Annotated in this window: 15 protein-coding genes and 1 other RNA gene; 1 reads left to right on the plus strand and 15 read right to left on the minus strand. The window is 52.6% G+C overall.

The window, feature by feature from the left end; translation table 11 throughout:
• Window positions 1–8 precede the first annotated feature (8 nt).
• From ftsZ to mraZ, 14 genes are all read right to left on the minus strand, one after another.
• On the minus strand, window positions 9–1,175 hold the full coding sequence (gene ftsZ, locus BCF53_RS07850) for a cell division protein FtsZ (protein WP_132701154.1): 1,167 nt from the start codon (window positions 1,173–1,175) through the stop codon (window positions 9–11).
• An 84-nt stretch (window positions 1,176–1,259) separates the two neighbouring features.
• Window positions 1,260–2,501 (minus strand): cell division protein FtsA, encoded by a 1,242-nt coding sequence (gene ftsA, locus BCF53_RS07855; RefSeq protein ID WP_132701156.1) that lies wholly within the window; start codon window positions 2,499–2,501, stop codon window positions 1,260–1,262.
• 19 nt (window positions 2,502–2,520) lie between these two features.
• Window positions 2,521–3,282 (minus strand): cell division protein FtsQ/DivIB, encoded by a 762-nt coding sequence (locus tag BCF53_RS07860; RefSeq protein WP_132701157.1) that lies wholly within the window; start codon window positions 3,280–3,282, stop codon window positions 2,521–2,523.
• An 18-nt stretch (window positions 3,283–3,300) separates the two neighbouring features.
• Entirely contained in the window at window positions 3,301–4,749 is a 1,449-nt protein-coding gene (gene murC / locus BCF53_RS07865) for a UDP-N-acetylmuramate--L-alanine ligase (RefSeq protein ID WP_132701159.1), read from the minus strand.
• On the minus strand, window positions 4,746–5,822 hold the full coding sequence (murG, locus tag BCF53_RS07870) for an undecaprenyldiphospho-muramoylpentapeptide beta-N-acetylglucosaminyltransferase (RefSeq protein WP_132701161.1): 1,077 nt from the start codon (window positions 5,820–5,822) through the stop codon (window positions 4,746–4,748). The genes murC and murG overlap by 4 nt, the downstream gene beginning before the upstream one ends.
• Window positions 5,819–6,997 (minus strand): putative lipid II flippase FtsW, encoded by a 1,179-nt coding sequence (gene ftsW, locus BCF53_RS07875; protein ID WP_132701163.1) that lies wholly within the window; start codon window positions 6,995–6,997, stop codon window positions 5,819–5,821. The genes murG and ftsW overlap by 4 nt, the downstream gene beginning before the upstream one ends.
• Window positions 6,994–8,331: a UDP-N-acetylmuramoyl-L-alanine--D-glutamate ligase gene (murD, locus tag BCF53_RS07880; RefSeq protein WP_132701165.1), complete on the minus strand. Its 1,338-nt coding sequence runs from the start codon at window positions 8,329–8,331 to the stop codon at window positions 6,994–6,996. Before murD ends, ftsW begins: the two co-directional genes overlap by 4 nt.
• Entirely contained in the window at window positions 8,331–9,413 is a 1,083-nt protein-coding gene (gene mraY / locus BCF53_RS07885; protein WP_132701167.1) for a phospho-N-acetylmuramoyl-pentapeptide-transferase, read from the minus strand. Before mraY ends, murD begins: the two co-directional genes overlap by 1 nt.
• Entirely contained in the window at window positions 9,413–10,756 is a 1,344-nt protein-coding gene (locus tag BCF53_RS07890; protein WP_132701168.1) for a UDP-N-acetylmuramoyl-tripeptide--D-alanyl-D-alanine ligase, read from the minus strand. The genes mraY and BCF53_RS07890 overlap by 1 nt, the downstream gene beginning before the upstream one ends.
• Window positions 10,746–12,203: a UDP-N-acetylmuramoyl-L-alanyl-D-glutamate--2,6-diaminopimelate ligase gene (locus BCF53_RS07895; protein ID WP_207902673.1), complete on the minus strand. Its 1,458-nt coding sequence runs from the start codon at window positions 12,201–12,203 to the stop codon at window positions 10,746–10,748. Before BCF53_RS07895 ends, BCF53_RS07890 begins: the two co-directional genes overlap by 11 nt.
• Window positions 12,200–13,867, minus strand: a complete 1,668-nt coding sequence (locus BCF53_RS07900; protein WP_132701170.1) for a peptidoglycan D,D-transpeptidase FtsI family protein — start codon at window positions 13,865–13,867, stop codon at window positions 12,200–12,202. Before BCF53_RS07900 ends, BCF53_RS07895 begins: the two co-directional genes overlap by 4 nt.
• 10 nt (window positions 13,868–13,877) lie before the next feature.
• Window positions 13,878–14,168, minus strand: coding sequence for a cell division protein FtsL (ftsL, locus tag BCF53_RS07905; protein ID WP_132701172.1), 291 nt, complete (start codon window positions 14,166–14,168; stop codon window positions 13,878–13,880).
• On the minus strand, window positions 14,165–15,106 hold the full coding sequence (gene rsmH / locus BCF53_RS07910) for a 16S rRNA (cytosine(1402)-N(4))-methyltransferase RsmH (RefSeq protein WP_132701174.1): 942 nt from the start codon (window positions 15,104–15,106) through the stop codon (window positions 14,165–14,167). The genes ftsL and rsmH overlap by 4 nt, the downstream gene beginning before the upstream one ends.
• A complete protein-coding gene (gene mraZ, locus BCF53_RS07915; protein ID WP_132701176.1) occupies window positions 15,103–15,579 on the minus strand; it encodes a division/cell wall cluster transcriptional repressor MraZ in 477 nt (158 codons plus the stop codon). Before mraZ ends, rsmH begins: the two co-directional genes overlap by 4 nt.
• Before the next feature lie 539 nt (window positions 15,580–16,118).
• Between mraZ and BCF53_RS07920 the strand changes: the two genes are divergently transcribed.
• The gene (locus tag BCF53_RS07920; RefSeq protein WP_132701178.1) at window positions 16,119–17,390 is read left to right on the plus strand and encodes an NRAMP family divalent metal transporter; all 1,272 of its coding nucleotides are present in this window, start codon (window positions 16,119–16,121) and stop codon (window positions 17,388–17,390) included.
• 89 nt (window positions 17,391–17,479) lie between these two features.
• On the opposite strand, the gene rnpB is transcribed toward BCF53_RS07920, so the two are convergent.
• Window positions 17,480–17,827: RNase P RNA component class A (gene rnpB / locus BCF53_RS07925), an RNA gene on the minus strand.
• Between the last annotated feature and the right edge of the window lie 222 nt (window positions 17,828–18,049).

The following is an 18,049-nucleotide window of genomic DNA, read 5'->3' on the forward strand; positions in this document are numbered from 1 at the left end:
ATCCTGAATTAATCTGCCTGCCGGCGCAAAAACGCTGGAATGTCCAGATAGTCCAGATCCCGTGCCGTTTTGATCGGTTTTTCAGGCTCAGTCTGCACTTTCTTTTCAACAGCTTCTGCTGCACGTTTTACAGCAGGGCGCTCCAATGCCTTGTAGTCGGTCTGGCGAACAGTGTTATCCACCGCTACTTTAGGCTTTGCAGGCGCTGCAGCGGCCTTTTGAGCTTCGCCAATACCGGTTGCGACAACAGTTACCCGAATTTCATCTTCCAATTCAGGGTCGATCACCGTACCAACAACAACGGTAGCGTCTTCTGAGGCAAACTCTTCGATGGTATCACCCACCTCGGTAAACTCATCCAGGCCAAGGTCGAGGCCGGCAGAGACGTTCACCAGAATACCGCGGGCACCGTGCAGGTCGACATCTTCCAGCAATGGGCTGCGAATCGCCATCTCAGCAGCTCGTTGTGCACGGTTTTCACCGGAAGCACGACCGCTGCCCATCATCGCCATACCCATTTCAGACATCACCGTACTTACGTCGGCAAAGTCGAGGTTAATCGTACCCGGGCGAACGATCAGATCGGCAACACCCTGAACTGCGTTCAGCAACACATCGTTGGCTTCAGCAAAGGCCTCAATCAACGAAACACCTTTACCTAAAACGCTCAATAACTTTTCATTTGGAATGGTAATAAGGGAGTCGACATGCTGACGCAGCTCTTCAATACCTTCCATTGCAATCTTCATTCGGCGCTTACCCTCAAACGGGAACGGCTTGGTAACAACAGCGACCGTCAGAATACCCAGTTCGCGGGCAATCTCTGCCACAACCGGAGCAGCACCGGTTCCGGTACCACCGCCCATGCCGGCCGTAATAAAGACCATGTCTGCACCTTTCAGGATTTCCGCAATTTGATCGCGGTCTTCCAATGCCGACTGACGGCCGATATCCGGGTTTGCACCGGCACCCAGGCCACGGGTAATACTGTTACCCAACTGCAGAACAGTCGATGCGGATATGCTTTGCAGAGCCTGAGCATCGGTATTGGCGCAGATGAACTCAACGCCTTCCACTCGGCTATCCAACATATGCTTCACGGCATTACCGCCGCCGCCGCCACATCCAAAAACTTTAATAACTGCATTTGGTTGCTCGTCTACTAACGTAAACATATCGCTTCCTTTCACATCTGAATCAAAATTTGCCATTTTCCTACTCCACTTTTTCTAGTGCCGCCTGACCGACACACCCTGAATTTAAAAATTCTCTGTAACCCACTGCCTGAAAGACTGCCAACCGGTAGCCTTCTTTCTGGGTTTTCCAGATTTAACTTTTACTTGTCCACTCTTTAACTGGCGCAGGCCGTACTGCAGTAGCCCAACACCTGTCGAATGAATGGGATTGTTCACTACGTCTGAAAGGCCGGACACCCCTTGCGGTGATGCCAAGCGAACCGGCACATGAAATACCTCTTCAGCCAGTTCAACAACGCCTTCCATTTTTGATGTACCGCCGGTTAATACAACGCCGGCGGGAATCATATCTTCATAGCCACAACGACGAAGTTCTGCCTTTACCAGCGACAGCAATTCTTCGTATCGAGGTTCCACAACTTCAGCCAATGCCTGACGGGTTAACTCACGTGCGCTGCGATCACCAACACTCGGAACCTTGATGGTTTCGTGTTCACCCGCCAATTGCGATAAAGCACAGGCATATTTAATTTTTATATCTTCGGCATGCTGGGTTGGGGTAGCAAAAGCCATCGCGATGTCATTGGTCACCTGATCACCGGCAATAGGGATCACCGCCGTATGCCGAATTGCACCTTCGGTATAGATGGCGATGTCAGTCGTGCCGCCACCGATATCGACTAAACAAACGCCCAGCTCTTTTTCATCATCCGTCAGAACCGCCTGAGCCGAAGCGATCTGTTCCAAAATAATCTGATCCACTTCCAGGCCACAGCGGCGTACACACTTATCAATATTCTGTACCGCGTTTTGCGCACCGGTTACCAGGTGCACCCGTGCCTCAAGACGAACACCACACATCCCCAGAGGTTCTTTAATCCCTTCCTGGCTATCAATGATGTATTCCTGCGGCAGCACATGCAGAATTTTCTGGTCGGCTGGGATGGCGACCGCCTTAGCCGCATCAATAACGCGTTCCAGATCCGCATCAACAACTTCTTTATCTTTAATTGCAACAATACCGTTGCTGTTCAGGCTGCTGATGTGGCTGCCGGCAATACCGACATACACAGAATGGATGTCACAACCCGACATCAGCTCAGCTTCTTCAATAGCGCGCTGGATGCTCTGAATGGTGGATTCAATATTGACCACCACACCCTTTTTCAACCCGCGCGAAGGGTGAGAGCCCAGCCCGATAATTTCTATACCACCTTCCGCTGTTACGGTTCCGACGATCGCAACGACCTTAGATGTGCCGATATCCAAACCGACCAACAACTGTCCTTTGTGTGGTGATGCCATATTTAACCTCTAAAGTATTTCAACCCGCTGTTTTAATAGAAATTCCATTGGAATAACGAGCATCTATATATTCAATTTCTGTTTCTTTGTAAGCCTCAAGGTTCAAAACACGAACCACTCTCCGGCTTCGTTCAACAACGTTTCTATCACCCAGCGAAATCAAAACGCCGTTGTCTAATTTCAATTCCCAGGAACCTCTGGGGAACAGCTTAACTTCCTGCAAACCGGCACCGGCATTTTCAAACACCTGCGCAAACTGCAGATACTGCTCCATGACAACCCCAGCACTGTTCTCCGGTCCCTTCAGGCTGGCAAGCCTGAGTTGTGAAGACGGATTCTGCAGTGGTTCGCCATCGCTGTTCAGAACTTCATTATCATTCCACAGCGCGACCGGCTCATGCTCTTCTACCTCAACGGCCAACACGCCCGGCCATTGCTTTTTAACGGATACCCGGTAGACCCATGGCAGCTTTTCCAGTTCACTTTTTACCTTGGCCACATCAACAAACATTAAACTGTGACCTACAAACACCTGGGCAACTTCGTTGAACTGACTCTCGCTCTGGTAGATCAGTTCCTGTTGCAGCCTGACCTCTGTCACCGGCGCCGGATGCCAATCCAGCTTATTCAAATAAACAGCTGCAGTACCGGTTAACACAATGCCGGCAACCAGCAAAACCACCTTCGCACTGCGTACCAGCCAACGCTTCCAGGGCAGAGGCTCTCTGCGCTTAGTCGCGCCTCTGGCTTTGGCTTTTCTGTTTACTTTCTTGGTTGCCAATTAGTTTCTCCTGATTGCTTACCGTAATTCTTTAAAACCCAGTTCGCACTCAGCAATTTTGAGGGACAAATTGCCCACATCACCGGCCCCCTGCGTTAACAACAGGTCGCCATCTTTTAAGACATCCGGCAGAACGGTAAAAATTCTTTCTTTGTCTTCAATAAAAATTGGATCTACCGCGCCACGCTGACGAATACTGCGACACAAACTGCGGCCATCCACACCGTTAATTGGAGCCTCGCCGGCCGAATAAATATCGAGCAGCAGCAGAACATCGACACGCGAAAGTACATCAACAAAATCTTCGTAGAGATCACGTGTACGGCTATAACGGTGCGGCTGAAAAACGGCAACCAGCCTTTTTTCCGGCCAACCGGCACGGATAGCATCGAAGGTAACTTCCAGCTCTCTTGGGTGGTGACCGTAATCATCCACCAGCATGACGTTACCCTTTGGCGTCTGAAATTCTCCATTCACCTGGAAGCGACGACCCACACCGGAAAACTCAGCCAGGCCAGAGACAATGTCGCAATCCTTAACGCCCTCGTCGGTAGCTACCGCTATGACCGCCAGCGCATTCAACACGTTGTGCTCACCCGGCATATTTAAGGTGATCTCTAAATCTTCATGGTCTTTTCGCTTGGCAGTAAATTTAGTTTTCAGACCCGCCTTAACGATATTTACGGCGCGAAAATCTGCCTCGTCATTCAAGCCATAGGTGATCGTTGGGCGATTCACATCCGGCATAATGGCGCGAACATGCTCATCGTCGGAACACAAAACGACCAGGCCGTAGAACGGCACGTTGTGCAGAAAATCGACATAGGTTTGCTTCAGCTTTTCAAAATCACCGCCGTAGGTGCTCATGTGATCGGCATCGATATTGGTCACGATCGCGGTCATCGGTTGCAGGTGCAGGAAGGAGGCGTCACTCTCATCTGCTTCAGCAACCAGATAGCGGCTGGTACCTAAGCGTGCATTACTGCCAGCGCTGTTCAGCTTGCCACCGATGATAAAGGTCGGGTCAAATTCTTCGCTGGTCATCACAGACGCCATCAGTGAAGTCGTTGTGGTTTTACCGTGCGTACCGGCAATGGCAATGCCATGGCGGTAGCGCATCAGTTCGGCAAGCATTTCAGCGCGGCGGACAACCGGCACCCGGTTATCCAGAGCCCATTTAATTTCTGCGTTCTCCGGGTTCACGGCCGTTGAAACAACCACAACATCGGAGCCTTCAACATTGCTCTGCTGATGACCATAAAACACCTTAACGCCAAGGCCGGAAAGACGCTTGGTGGTCGGCGATTCACGCAGATCTGAGCCACTCACCGAATAGCCCTGATTGAACAGCACCTCGGCAATACCGCACATACCCACGCCGCCAATGCCAACAAAGTGGATGCGCTTAATACGACGCATTTCCGGAATCGGGAAACCGTCTTTATAGTCTGCTTTCGCGTATGTCATGCCGCCACCTCGGGTAAAAATTCTTGTACAACCTTCAGGATTCTTCTTGCCGAATCCCGAACACCTAATTGCCAGCTTCGGGTTGAAGCCTGCTGCAATTCATTTCGGTTTTTATTCCAGTAATCAATCCGCCCGGCAAGCGCCTCGGCGGTTAAATCTTTTTGTTCATACCATTCTGCTGCGCCGGCCTGTTTCAGCCAGTCAGCATTATCAAACTGTTGCCGATCCTTATGCCACGGGTAAGGCAGCAGGATGGAATAAGCACCGACCGCCGCCAGTTCTGAGACCGTCGCTGCACCGCTGCGGGCAACGACCAGGTCGCACCATTCATAGGCGGCCTTCATGTCATCAATAAATTCCACCACCGTTGCTTCAACACCCGCGTCTTTATAAGCGGTCAGGCATTCGTCTGCCTTTCCCTTACCGGCCTGATGCCAGATCTCAACCGGTGCCGCCGCCTTACAGAGTGGCAGCGCCTGCGGCACTAATTCATTAATTGCCTGAGCGCCCTGAGAGCCGCCCAACACCAAAAGCTTCAGTGCGCGCCCGGACGCCAGTCCACGCAGTTCCGGCTTTTGAAATTCGCACAGGTTGGCCCGTACCGGATTACCCACGACTTCGTAATCCTCCGCAAAGGTATTGGGAAACGCCTGCAATACCACTGAAGCCTTTGCCGCCAACTTTTTATTGGTTAAGCCCGGCACACCATTCTGTTCATGCAGAATCAAAGGGATGCGCATGACCCAGGCAGCAACGCCACCGGGCGCCGAGGCATAACCGCCAAAGCCAATGACTGCACTCGGCTTTTCTTTCAGGAAAATCGCGCAGCAACCGAGAAATGCACGCAGCAGGTTTATCGGTGCCAACAGTTTGCGCAAGCGCCCACCATGCCAAGCGGTGACTGGTAATCCGCAAAACTCGTAACCCATCTGCGGTACCAGCTTTCCTTCCATACCATTCAATGAGCCCAGCCAACGAACCTGATAGCCGCTTTCAACCAGTTTTTCAGCAACCGCCGCCGCCGGGAAAATATGCCCGCCGGTGCCTCCGGCCATAATCATCACCTTGGTCATTTTTTACCCTCCATGCGAAGGGTTTCACCGTAGATGCGATTGACCAGCGCTATCAGACCCATGCTGACAATCAAACTGGTGCCGCCGGCGCTGACCAGTGGCAGTGTTAAACCTTTGGTCGGCAACAATCCGGTATTTACACCCACATTGATAAACGCCTGTGCCGAAAACAGAATACCGATGCCATAGCAGGCAAAGGCGCCGAACAGATTGGCTTTCATTTCCGCCAGCCGTCCAACCTTAAAGATGCGATGAATCATCACAACGTACAGCGCCAGCAAAATGAAGATTCCAACAAGGCCTAACTCTTCGGCAATGATGGCAACAATAAAATCGTTATGAGCTTCCGGCAGGTAGAAGAGCTTTTGCATGGAGTTGCCCAGGCCAACCCCGAACCATTCACCACGGCCAAAGGCGATGAGTGATTGGGTTAACTGATAGCCACTGCCGTATACGTTTTCATCTGCCCACGGATCACGGAAAGCCAGCAGGCGCTGAACACGGTATTTTTCCGAAAAGGCCATAACACCGACCGCCACCAGAGCAGCCGCCATCGCCAGGAAAAACTGACCGGGCTTCACCCCGCCCAGGAACAGCATGCCGAGAATGGTGCCGAGAATAACCACAACAGAGCCGAAATCCGGCTCCATCAACAGCAGCAGAACGGCGAAGGCCAGAATAAGCACCGGCTTTAAGAAGCCCGACCAGGTACTGGTCACCTCATCGCGGCGACGAACCAGATAAGCACTGACGTACAGGATCATCCCGATCTTGGCGAATTCTGATGGCTGGAAGCCAAACGGACCTAAATCGATCCAGCGACGTGAGCCTTTAATCTCCTGGCCAATACCCGGAATCAACACCAGCACCAGCAACACAAAAGCAGCGACCAGCAGCAGTGCACTGAGTTTCTGCCAGTAGACCACCGGCATAACGGTAATAAAGGAGGCAACCGCAAAGCCCAGCAGCATGTATATCGCCTGGCGCAGAGCAAAGTGATAAGGCACGCCAAACAGCTGCTCGCTGACATCAATGCCAGCTGACGCGATCATCACCAGGCCAAGCAACAGCAAGGCAACACTGCTGCAGACCAGCAGTAAATCCGGTTGCCAAATAGGCTGATAGTGACGGCCGAGCCTATCGGTCATTAGCGGCAATGCCTTAGCTGTTGTCATAGCACACCTCCGACCAACTCATTGAAGGCTTCACCGCGGGCAACATAGTTCGCAAACTGATCAAAGCTGGCACAGGCAGGCGAGAACAGAATGGCATCGCCTTCATCCGCCAGCTGTACCGCCGCAGCGAATGATTCTGCCAGGGTATTTTTAACTTCAGCAGCCGGAAACACTCGGTTCAGTTTGTCTTTATCTTCACCAAACAGGAACACAGCCTTACAGGCGCTGTCGACAATCTCTTTTAATGGCTGGAAATCCTGACCTTTGCCCTGACCGCCTGCCAGCAGAATGATGTTCTTTTTGCCAGTACCCGCCAGGCCATTCAGCGCCGCCAACACTGAGCCGACATTAGTGGCCTTGGAATCGTTGAAGAAACGCACGCCGTCTTTTTCACCCACCAGCTGGCAACGGTAAGGTAAACCGGCAAAGTCTTTCAGTGCACTCACGGTGGCAGCAACCGGATTAGCCAGCGCATCCGCCAAAGCAAAAACCGCCAGCGCATTCGAGGTATTGTGACGACCCGGCAGGGCTAAATCGGCCTCTGCCATCAGCGGCTGATCACCACGCACCAGGTACGGACGGCCTTCAATCTCCGCCAGGCCATAGCCGGAAGCTGCTGCGTCATTCACGCCAAACGCGGTCATTTCAGCGTCGACACCTGCAGCCGGGTAGGTTTGCGGATCATCCCGGTTAACAACGATATGCTTCGCACCGTTAAAGATTTTCAGCTTAGCGTTTCGGTAACTGACCAGGGAATCGTAGCGGTCCATATGGTCTTCGCTGATATTCAGAATAACCGCCGCATCGGCATTGAGCTCGGCCAGCAGTTCAAGCTGGAAGCTGGAAAGCTCAAGCACCGCAACATCAAACGCCTCATCTACGGCGGTTAAAACCGGCAGCCCGATGTTGCCCGCCACCAGTGTTTTATTGCCACCCGCTTTCAGCGTCTCACCCAGCCATTGGGTAACGGTGGATTTGGCATTAGAACCGGTAATCGCAACCAGCTTGCCGGTAAATTCGTTAAGGAACAGCTCAATATCGCTGCTGACTTCTGCACCGTTTTCAATGGCCTTGCGAATGGCCGGTGTGGCTAACGGTACACCCGGGCTCATCACCAGCACATCGGCACCGGCTAACACGGTTTCATCGAAGCTACCCAGGTGAACCTTCACATTCGGAAATTCAGCCTTAAGCGTTTCAATATTGGCCGGCTTTTCTCGACTGTCGATAACAGAAACCACACACCCACGGGCAACCAGATAACGCACACAGGAAAGTCCCGTGACGCCCAGGCCAACCACCAGATAATGTTTTGTTAAGTCGAGTTTTTTCATTAACGTATCTTCAGCGTTGCTAAACCAATAAGTACCAGTATTACAGTGATGATCCAGAAGCGAACAATCACCCGCGGCTCCGGCCAGCCTTTCAATTCATAGTGATGGTGCAGTGGCGCCATGCGGAATATGCGCTTGCCGGTCAGCTTGTAAGAACCCACCTGCAGAATGACTGAAACTGTCTCTGCGACAAAAACACCACCCATAATAAACAGCACCAACTCTTCACGGACGATCACTGCGATCACCCCCAGAGCAGCACCCAGCGCCAGCGAACCCACATCGCCCATAAAAACCTGCGCCGGATAGGTGTTGAACCATAAGAAGCCCAGGCCCGCGCCCACCAGTGCCGCACAGAAAACAATCAGCTCACCGGTGCCGGCGACATAAGGAATTTGCAGGTATTCGGAATACACCGAGTTACCGGTAACGTAGGCAAACACACCCAGCGCGCCACCCACCAGCACGGTTGGCAGAATGGCCAGACCATCCAGGCCATCGGTTAGGTTTACCGCATTGGACGTACCCACAATCACAAAATAAGTCATGGCGATAAACATGATGCCTAGCGGCAGCGCCACATCTTTAAAGAACGGAACAAACAACATGGTTTCATTGGGCGTTGAGGCGCAGACATAGAGCGTGATTGCCGCGGCAAGGCCAAGAACCGACTGCCAGAAGTACTTCGCCTTGGCTGGCAGCCCTTTAGAGTTTTTCAGCACCACCTTGCGGTAATCATCCACCCAGCCAATGCAGCCAAAGCCTGCGGTAACCAGAATGGTGACCCAGACATAAAGATTGGAAAGATCCGACCAGAGCAGTGCCGACACAATGATAGAGATAAGAATCAGAGCACCGCCCATGGTCGGCGTACCCGATTTACTGAGGTGGCTCTGTGGGCCATCCAGACGAACCGACTGGCCGATCTGGTATGTCTTCAGCAGGCTGATTAACTTAGGACCGAGCAGCAGCGAAACGCCGAGCGCGGTCAGCACACCAAAGATGGCACGCAAAGTCAGATACTGCAGTACACCAAAACCAGCATCAATCTGTACTAAATAGGGAGTTAACCAAACAAACATCAGTTGTTCCTTCTTAACGCTTCTACAACGCGTTCCATTCCGGCACTACGGGAGCCTTTCACCAGCACAACAGTTTCCGGTTCTAATTTCACTGGCAACACGGCCAGCAACTGCTCGACGGTGTCGAATTTGTGACCGTCGAATGCTTCAGCAATATGGGCAGACTGTTCACCAACACTCCAGATTGCCTTAATTTTTCCTCGTGCATACAGACCAACTTCGCGGTGCAGTGCGGCCGTTTCTTCACCCAGTTCGGCCATGTCTCCGGCGATTAACAGGGTGTCACCACCGATACCGGCCAAGACATCAATCGCCGCCTTGTAGGAATCCGGATTAGCATTGTAGGCATCGTGAATCAGCGGCCCGCCATGATTGGATTCAATCGACTCCAGGCGACCCGGTTCCGGCGTCATTTCGCTCAGCCCCTGGGCGATATCGAGCGTTGATACACCGGCCAGCCAGGCAGTCGCCGCAGCGGCTGCGGCATTCAGAGCCATGTGCTTACCAATGACCGGCCAGCTAATAGAGATATCGCCATCCGGCGTAGCCAGCGTAAAGTTGCTGCCAAAACCATCGGTTTCATAAGACAGCAAAGAGACATCAGCATTGCCGTGTTTACCAAACGTCACCACCGAGCGGGTACCGGCACGCTTAAGCCAGCTGGCAAAGGCCGGATCATCTTTATTCAGCACAACGCCACCCTGTTCAAGCGTGGCATCGATAATTTCGCCCTTGGCAGTACGCACACCCTCAATACCACCAAAACCCTCAGTGTGAGCCAGACCCGCATTCAGCAGCAGGCCGATGTGCGGCCGGGAAAACTCGCCCAGCCATTTAATTTCGCCGCCGGCACTGGCACCCATTTCCAGCAGTATGCGCTGGTGTTTGTCACTCAGACGGAACCAGGTTTTAGGGACACCGATGTCGTTGTTGAAATTACCTTTCGTGGCCAACAGGCCCGGCTGCTGCTTAAAGATGCATTCCAGCATGGCTCGGGTTGAGGTTTTACCGGCGCTGCCGGTGAGCGCAACCACCTGCCCTTCGAACCGGTCACGCAGGATGGCCGCCAAATAACCCAGCGCCTTGCGGCTGTCTTCAACGACCAGCTGAGAAATTTCCACGCCTTCAATTTCATGTTCAACCACCAGTGCCGAGGCACCGCCTTTAATGGCTGCCTCGACGTAATTGTGACCATCGAACAGACCGCCTTTAATGGCCAGATAAACATCGCCGGACTTTAGCGTCCGGCTGTCGGTAGAAACATCACCAATAACGTGATCAAAGCCAATCAGCTGGCCGCCACACTTTTCTGCCCATTCGATAAGCGTTGGTTCAGTCCACATCCTGTGCCTCCTGCCAGCTGTACACCGTTTCCTGATCAGAAAACGAGTGTTTCACGCCATTAATTTCCTGGTAATTTTCATGCCCTTTGCCGGCAATCAGAATCACATCGTCCGAGCTGGCGCTATCCAAAGTGGCAGCAATGGCTTCATCCCGCGCCGGTATCACCGTGTGACGCTCAGGGTGAGCGAAGCCCTTGCAGATATCGTCAATGATTTGCGCCGAAGACTCGGTGCGCGGGTTGTCGTCAGTGACCACCACAAAATCAGCATGCTGTTCAGCAATACGCGCCATTTCCGGGCGTTTGCCAGCATCGCGGTCGCCACCGCAACCGAAGATCACACCCAGGCGACCACTGACATGATCGCGACACGCCTGCAGCGCTTTTTCCAACGCATCCGGGGTATGGGCATGGTCAACCACAACGGCAGGACCATAAGGCAGACGGATCATTTCCATGCGTCCCTTTACCGGGCTGCAATTTGAGATAATTCTTGCCGCGGTATTCAGCGGTATTCCTTCAGCCATCAGCACGGCAAAAGCCGCCAGCGCATTACTCAGGTTAAAACGACCCAGCAAACGCAAATTCAGATCAACGGTGCCTTCAGCCGTTTTTACAGTGGCATCGATGCCCGCCTGATGGCTGCGCATCTTCACAACCTGGAAATCCGCTTCCTGTTCCAGGCTGAAGGTAAAAATATTTTCCGCTTTAATAGAACCAATATGATCCTGAACCCAGGCGTCATCGAGGTTCACCACGGCATTCTTCAGGCCCGGCCACTGCATCAACAGCCATTTGGCGTTGCCGTAGGCTTCCATGGTTTTGTGGTAATCGAGGTGATCACGACTCAGATTGGTAAACACTGCGGTAGAGAAGGCGATGCCATCAACACGCCCCTGATCGAGGCCGTGCGATGAAACTTCCATAGCGCAATACTCAGCGCCCTGCTGTTTCTGCCGGGCAATTTCAGAATGCAGGCGAATCACATCCGGCGTGGTATTCAGCGTTTCTGTCAGCTGCCCCCAAAGCCCCTGACCATTGGTGCCGATAATGCCGCAGCGCTTACCGAGGAAATCCAATGACTGAGCGATATACTGGCAGGTAGAGGTTTTACCGTTTGTACCGGTAATGCCGATCATGCGCAGCTCTTCCGTCAGCGAGCCATAAAAACGATGCGCCAGCGTACCGAGCTTTGCTTTAAGGTCTTCCACCACACAAACCGGCACGCGGTTATTGGCTACCTTCACCGGCCGCTCACACAAAATTGCCACGGCGCCGTTTTCAATGGCCGATTCAATAAAGTCGTGACCATCGCGGGCGTAGCTTTCAATCTTCAACGCAATAAAGATGGAGCCGCGGGTAACCTCACGGCTGTCGGTTGTCAGATTCAGCGCTTTAACGCCGGCCAGTTCCGGGCAGGATGGCAGCCAGTCAATCATGGCGATCATTTAGAACCCTCCCCGAGCAACGGTGCCTGATCCGGATTAATATTCATGAGTGGCAGAGCCTGAGTCATCACACCATTAAAAATAGACGCCGGTATCTCGCCGCCGTAATAGGCATCTTCTGGCGGCTCGTTGATCACCACCACGGTGACTACCTGCGGATTGTTCGCCGGCGCTATACCAACGAAAGAAGAGGTGTATTTGGCATCTTCATAGCCCTGCGCACCAATTTTATGGCTGGTGCCTGTTTTGCCGGCAACAGAATACCAATCCAAATGCGCTCGGCTGGCTGTACCACCGGGCTCGACCACGGTCTTCATCATCTCAATAACCTGGTTCGCCGTGCGCTCGGAAACCACCTGCAATTCATCGTCTACAGTGGTTAGGTTCTGGATTAGCCTGGCGTGCACCCGCTTACCGCCATTCGCTAACGTAGCATAGGCCTGCGCCATTAAAATGGGCGATACCGACAAGCCATAGCCATAGGCTAATGCGCCCTGACGAACATCATCCCAGCGCATTGGATTTGGCAATGCACCGGAAGCCTCGCCCGGAAAACCAATACCCGGGGTTGTACCCAAGCCATAGTTGTAGAGCGTCTGCCAGAACACGTCGCGATCCAAATCTTTGGCAATTTTTACGATGCCGACGTTGGACGACTTCTTGATCACTTCTGTCGCCGTCAGCTCGCCATAATCCCGAAAATCACGAATCGAGAATTTACCCAGACGCAAGCGACCCGGGCTGGTGTTAATTTTACTGTTGGGAGTGACCAGGCCTTGTTCCAACGCGATGGACATGGTGATCGGCTTCATGATCGAGCCCGGCTCAAAACCATCGGTCACGGCGCGGTTACGCAAGGCTTCTGCGGTAATGGTGGAGCGGTCGTTCGGGTTGTAGCCCGGCTGATTCACCAGCGCCAGCACTTCACCGGTTTTTACGTCCATCATAACGACAGAACCGGAGGCAGCTCCGGTTTTTGCGATGGCAGATTTCAGTTCGCGGTAGGCCAGATACTGCAGTCGCAGGTCGATGGTCAGGTTGAGATTATCGCCGGCCTCGGAAGCCGTCAGCTCACCAACATCGCGAACGGAGCGACCCATCAAATCCCGAATGACCTCCTTCTTGCCGGAGGTGGCAGAAAGTTGAGCATCAAACGCCAGCTCAATACCTTCCTGACCATGGTCATCCACATCTGTAAAACCAACCACCTGCGCAGCCACTTCACCGGCAGGATAGTAGCGCTTGTATTCTTTCTGGCCGTATACGCCCTTCAAGCCTAAATCCAGCACCACTTGAGCCTCTTCCGGGTTCATCTGGCGACGGATGTACATAAAGGCACGGTGATGATCAGCTCGGTAGGCCAGTGTTTTTTCACTGACGCCAGAGGCTTTTGCCAGCACCGGAATATCAGCTTTATTAATTTCACGCGGGTCAGCCCACAGCGAAATGACCGGTGTGCTTACCGCCATCGCCCGGCCATAGCGGTCGGTCAGCATACCGCGCGGTGCGTTCACCACCTCTATACGCTGCCAACGGGAAGTCCCTTCTGAAATCAGAAAGTCCTTCTGCAAAACCTGCAGATACACCACGCGCCAAACCGTTACTGACAATAAAGCCAGTAAGCCGATTTGAACTGTTGTGTAGCGCCAGCTTGCTCGATCCATTCAATTAACTCTATTTAAGCTTGTCTATTTCTTTAATATTTTCCGCACTTGGCAGCACCATGTGCAGCTGTTCTCTTGCTATTCGTTCCACGCGGGAAGGCGATGAAAAGGCACTTTCTTCTAAAAGCAGCTTGCCCCACTCTTCCTGCATCACTCTCAACTCTTCGCGCATCTGCTCCAGCTGTGAAAACTGCTGTCGCGTTTTGTAAGTCACCGACACGATCGAAAAGGTGGTTGCCAGTGCGACCGACGTTAAAACAACGACGACCGACCAGGTCAGCCAGGGTGACTTAACGATCACAGCCTTTCCGCCACACGCAAGGTTGCGCTGCGCGAGCGCACATTAACCTTCACCTCCTGCGCGGTCGCCTTAATGGCTTTACCGACAGCACGCATTTTACGGTCAATGCTCGATTCCATGACCGGCAAGCCCGGTGGCAACTCTGGCCCCTGAGCCTGCAGGCGAATAAACTGTTTCACCGCACGATCTTCCAGGCTATGGAAAGAAATAACCGCCAGGCGACCGCCCTGCTTGAGCACCTTCAGTGAGCCTTCCAACACAGCATCCAGCTCATCCAGCTCACCGTTAATAAAGATGCGGATCGCCTGAAACGACTTGGTTGCCGGGTGTTTCTTGTGATCCCATTTAGGGTGAGACTCTTTAATAATCTCAGCCAACTGCAACGTGGTGGTAATTGGCTGCCGCTCACGCGCCAGTACAATGCCCTTGGCAATGCGGCGGCTAAAGCGCTCATCGCCATACTTAAACAGCACATCGGCCAGCTCTTCTTCACGCACCGAAGCAATCCAGTCTGCCGCGCTGACGCCGGCTTCCGGGTTCATGCGCATGTCCAGCGGGCCATCGGCCTTAAAGCTAAAGCCCCGACTGGCATCATCAAGCTGTGGCGACGAAACCCCCAGGTCGAGCAGAATGCCATTAACCTTACCCAGCAGCCCTCGCGCTTCCATTTCCTGCTGCATCTGCGCGAAGCCAGCCTGAATAACCACAACGCGACCATCTTCTGCGGCCAGACGCTTGGCCTCGGCAATGGCCAGCGGGTCTTTATCAAAGACGATTAAGGTCGATTCCGGTGACAACTTAGATAGCAGCAGCCGGCTGTGGCCGCCGCGACCGAAGGTGCCGTCAATATAAATGCCGCTATAAGGCAGCAATGCCTCTACGGTTTCGTGCAGCAGAACCGTTTCGTGCAGAAACTGATCGTTCAGTGAACCCGTCATAGCGAAATTTGCTCCAGCTCTTCTGTCATTAATTCTTCATTACCTGCTTCGGCGATATAGGCATCACGCGTCTGTTGCCACAGGCTTTCAGACCACAATTCAAACTTATTGCCCTGCCCAAGCAGCACAACCTTTTTGTCCAGCTCGGCGTGTTCCCGAAGCGGGCCGGAGATCAACAGTCGGCCGGCGCTGTCGATATCCACATCGGTTGCGTATCCCAACAACAAACGCTGTAGGCGACGGGCAGCCTTATTAAAGCTGGACAAAGCAGAAATTTTTTCCTGAACAATTTCCCATTCAGGCAGAGGGTAAATAAGCAGACATTTGGATTCGGTATCGATCGTGATGACCATGTGATTCTCAGCAGCAGCGTCCAATACACTCCGGTATCGACTGGGCACAGCAATACGCCCCTTGGCATCTAAGGCCAAAGAGTGCACTCCTCGCAACATCACGCTATCGCTCAGCGCCATTATTTCCCCAGTTCTTATAGTGTCGGTGATTAGTTAGTGACTGCTAACAAAGAAGAAATACCACAAATATCCACTTTCCCCCACATTTCGACACTATAGTTGCAGCCAGCACCACAAGCAAGTATTCACTATCGCTAAGCGGTAGAAAAAATCCTTTAAAAACATAAGGTTAGGAAGTGGGTCACAAAGTGGGGTAGAAAGTTAGCAAGTACTAACAAACCAAAAACAAAAGGCGCCAGAAAGTTACGAGCGGAAGTTAAAGTAGAACCTTAAGTATTAGAATATTTTGGAATTAAAATTAATATTGCAAAAAGCTTAGCCAGCAACCCAGGAGATGAAAATCGCAATCAGCAGGTCGCTCAGCCAGCATTCAATAAAAGCGACAGAATCTGTTCAGCAACTCTTATAACGACGACCAAATTTATAAGCATTTCAGATGCTATTTAACCCCCCAATAGCTTATTATGCGCACTGAGCGCTGCACATAAAACACATACAAGCTGCGCCTTGCATGAGAAGTCAAACATTAAGGAATTCAAATGAACAACTCAATGACTGCTGAAAGACGCAGCCCCACCCAATTTATGGGCCTGATACGCTCATTAGGGCCAGGCATCATGATGGCTACTGCCGCAGTAGGCGGCTCACACCTAGTCTCATCAACCAAGGCAGGCGCTATCTATGGCTGGCAACTGGCCGCCATCATCCTGTTGGTCAACCTGTTTAAATATCCATTCTTCCGCGCTGGTGTTCAGTACACCATGGGCACCAGCAAGAGCCTGATCGAAGGCTACAGCGATATGGGCCGCGGCTATCTGTGGCTGTTTACCCTGCTCACCGGAGTGTCTGCCGTTGTCAATACTGCAGCCCTGCTGCTGTTCAGCGCCAGCCTGTTGAGCTATTTCTCGCCGGTTGAGCTGTCACTTACTGCCAACTCAGTCGTCATTGCCCTGATTTGCCTTGGCATTCTGCTGGCCGGTCACTACAAAGCATTGGATAGACTGTCAAAAACCATCATGATCGTTTTGGTGATTGCTACCGTCAGCGCGGTCTGCATTGCCTTTTCTAAAGGTGCAGTTGCACCGGCCAACTATGAAACGCCAACCATGTGGAGCATCGCCTCCATCGGCTTTATCGTTATCATGATGGGCTGGATGCCGGCACCGATTGAGATCTCCAGCATCACCTCCATGTGGCTGAAGAGCCAGTGCAAAGACCAGAAGGTTACCGCCCGCTCCGCCCTGTTTGACTTCAACGTCGGCTACATAGGCACCGCTATTCTGGCCATCTTCTTCCTGGCACTGGGCGCACTGGTATTGCATGGCAATGGACAGGAGCTGAGCACCTCAGGCATTGGCTTCTCTCATCAGCTGGTCAGCATGTACGCCACGACGATTGGCGAGTGGTCCCGCTACCTGATTGCCATCATCGCCTTCTTCTGTATTTTCGGCAGCACCATCACCGTTATCGACGGCTACTCGCGTGCCATGGCCGAATCACAGCGTCTGATGCAATCCAAACCGGCAAGCCAGAGCACTCTGCTCAATGGCTGGATGCTGCTGATCAGCGTGCTGGCTGTCGGCATTCTGTTCTTCATGATCACCGAACTCATTACCATGCTGAACTTCGCCATGATCCTGGCCTTTATGACCACACCGGTTTTCGCACTGCTGAACTACCGCCTGGTCGCCGGCACAAACCTGACCGGCGAACTGGCTCTGACACCCCGCATGAAAGCCCTGTGCTGGGTCGGCCTGGCCTACCTGTTCGGCTTTCTGGCTGTGTTTATCTGGTGGAAATGGCTGCTGTAAGGCATTCGACGATGATCAGCGACTAACTTATCGCTGAACCACCCAGAAGTGATCAGGCCCTGCCAATGTGCAGGGCCTTTTTTTAAAAGTGGGGGAGTCAGCCGGTAAGCCGGGTTCTGTCGTGGACAGTCATTCATCTAGCTGCACAATCACTCGTACAGTCAAGCAACCTACCCGATTCCAGCGCGGGTCACGCCGAACGGAATCCTATTTGGTCTTGCTCCAGGTGGGGTTTACCTCGCCAACAACTGTTACCAGTGTTGCGGTGCGCTCTTACCGCACCCTTTCACCCTTACCGAAGGCCGAAGCCTAAGGCGGTCTCCTCTCTGCTGCACTTGCCGTCGGCTTTCGCCGCCCAGACGTTATCTGGCACCCTACCCTATGGAGCCCGGACTTTCCTCCCCTCGCAAGCGAGCGGCGACTGTCTGGCTGACTCCCGCGCGGCAAAATACCGGATTTTCACAGGATGGCAAGCAGATAATTGAAATAATTCACAGCCTGGCCGGTTTACCCCTCTGATTTCTGTTCTACACTGAAGATGAGCATCAAAATGGCGATATACAGCACGCATTTGAAACAACAGTACATTAACTCTCGGCATCTGCCAGACTATTGTACGATAGCTGATCAGTGTAAAGATTCGTCAAACTTCCCCGCGA

It is taken from the genome of Reinekea marinisedimentorum (genome assembly GCF_004341165.1).
GTDB lineage: Bacteria > Pseudomonadota > Gammaproteobacteria > Pseudomonadales > Natronospirillaceae > Reinekea > Reinekea marinisedimentorum.

Bases quoted from the DNA above. Each gene is read 5' to 3' on its own strand.
- BCF53_RS07920 (WP_132701178.1), top strand. From the start codon at position 16,119: ATGAACAACTCAATGACTGCTGAAAGACGCAGCCCCACCCAATTTATG.
- murC (WP_132701159.1), bottom strand. From the start codon at position 4,749: ATGACATACGCGAAAGCAGACTATAAAGACGGTTTCCCGATTCCGGAA.
- ftsA (WP_132701156.1), bottom strand. From the start codon at position 2,501: ATGGCATCACCACACAAAGGACAGTTGTTGGTCGGTTTGGATATCGGC.
- BCF53_RS07890 (WP_132701168.1), bottom strand. From the start codon at position 10,756: ATGTGGACTGAACCAACGCTTATCGAATGGGCAGAAAAGTGTGGCGGC.
- murD (WP_132701165.1), bottom strand. From the start codon at position 8,331: ATGAAAAAACTCGACTTAACAAAACATTATCTGGTGGTTGGCCTGGGC.
- ftsW (WP_132701163.1), bottom strand. From the start codon at position 6,997: ATGACAACAGCTAAGGCATTGCCGCTAATGACCGATAGGCTCGGCCGT.
- mraZ (WP_132701176.1), bottom strand. From the start codon at position 15,579: ATGGCGCTGAGCGATAGCGTGATGTTGCGAGGAGTGCACTCTTTGGCC.
- BCF53_RS07900 (WP_132701170.1), bottom strand. From the start codon at position 13,867: ATGGATCGAGCAAGCTGGCGCTACACAACAGTTCAAATCGGCTTACTG.
- murG (WP_132701161.1), bottom strand. From the start codon at position 5,822: ATGACCAAGGTGATGATTATGGCCGGAGGCACCGGCGGGCATATTTTC.
- ftsZ (WP_132701154.1), bottom strand. From the start codon at position 1,175: ATGTTTACGTTAGTAGACGAGCAACCAAATGCAGTTATTAAAGTTTTT.
- BCF53_RS07895 (WP_207902673.1), bottom strand. From the start codon at position 12,203: ATGATCGCCATGATTGACTGGCTGCCATCCTGCCCGGAACTGGCCGGC.
- mraY (WP_132701167.1), bottom strand. From the start codon at position 9,413: ATGTTTGTTTGGTTAACTCCCTATTTAGTACAGATTGATGCTGGTTTT.
- rsmH (WP_132701174.1), bottom strand. From the start codon at position 15,106: ATGACGGGTTCACTGAACGATCAGTTTCTGCACGAAACGGTTCTGCTG.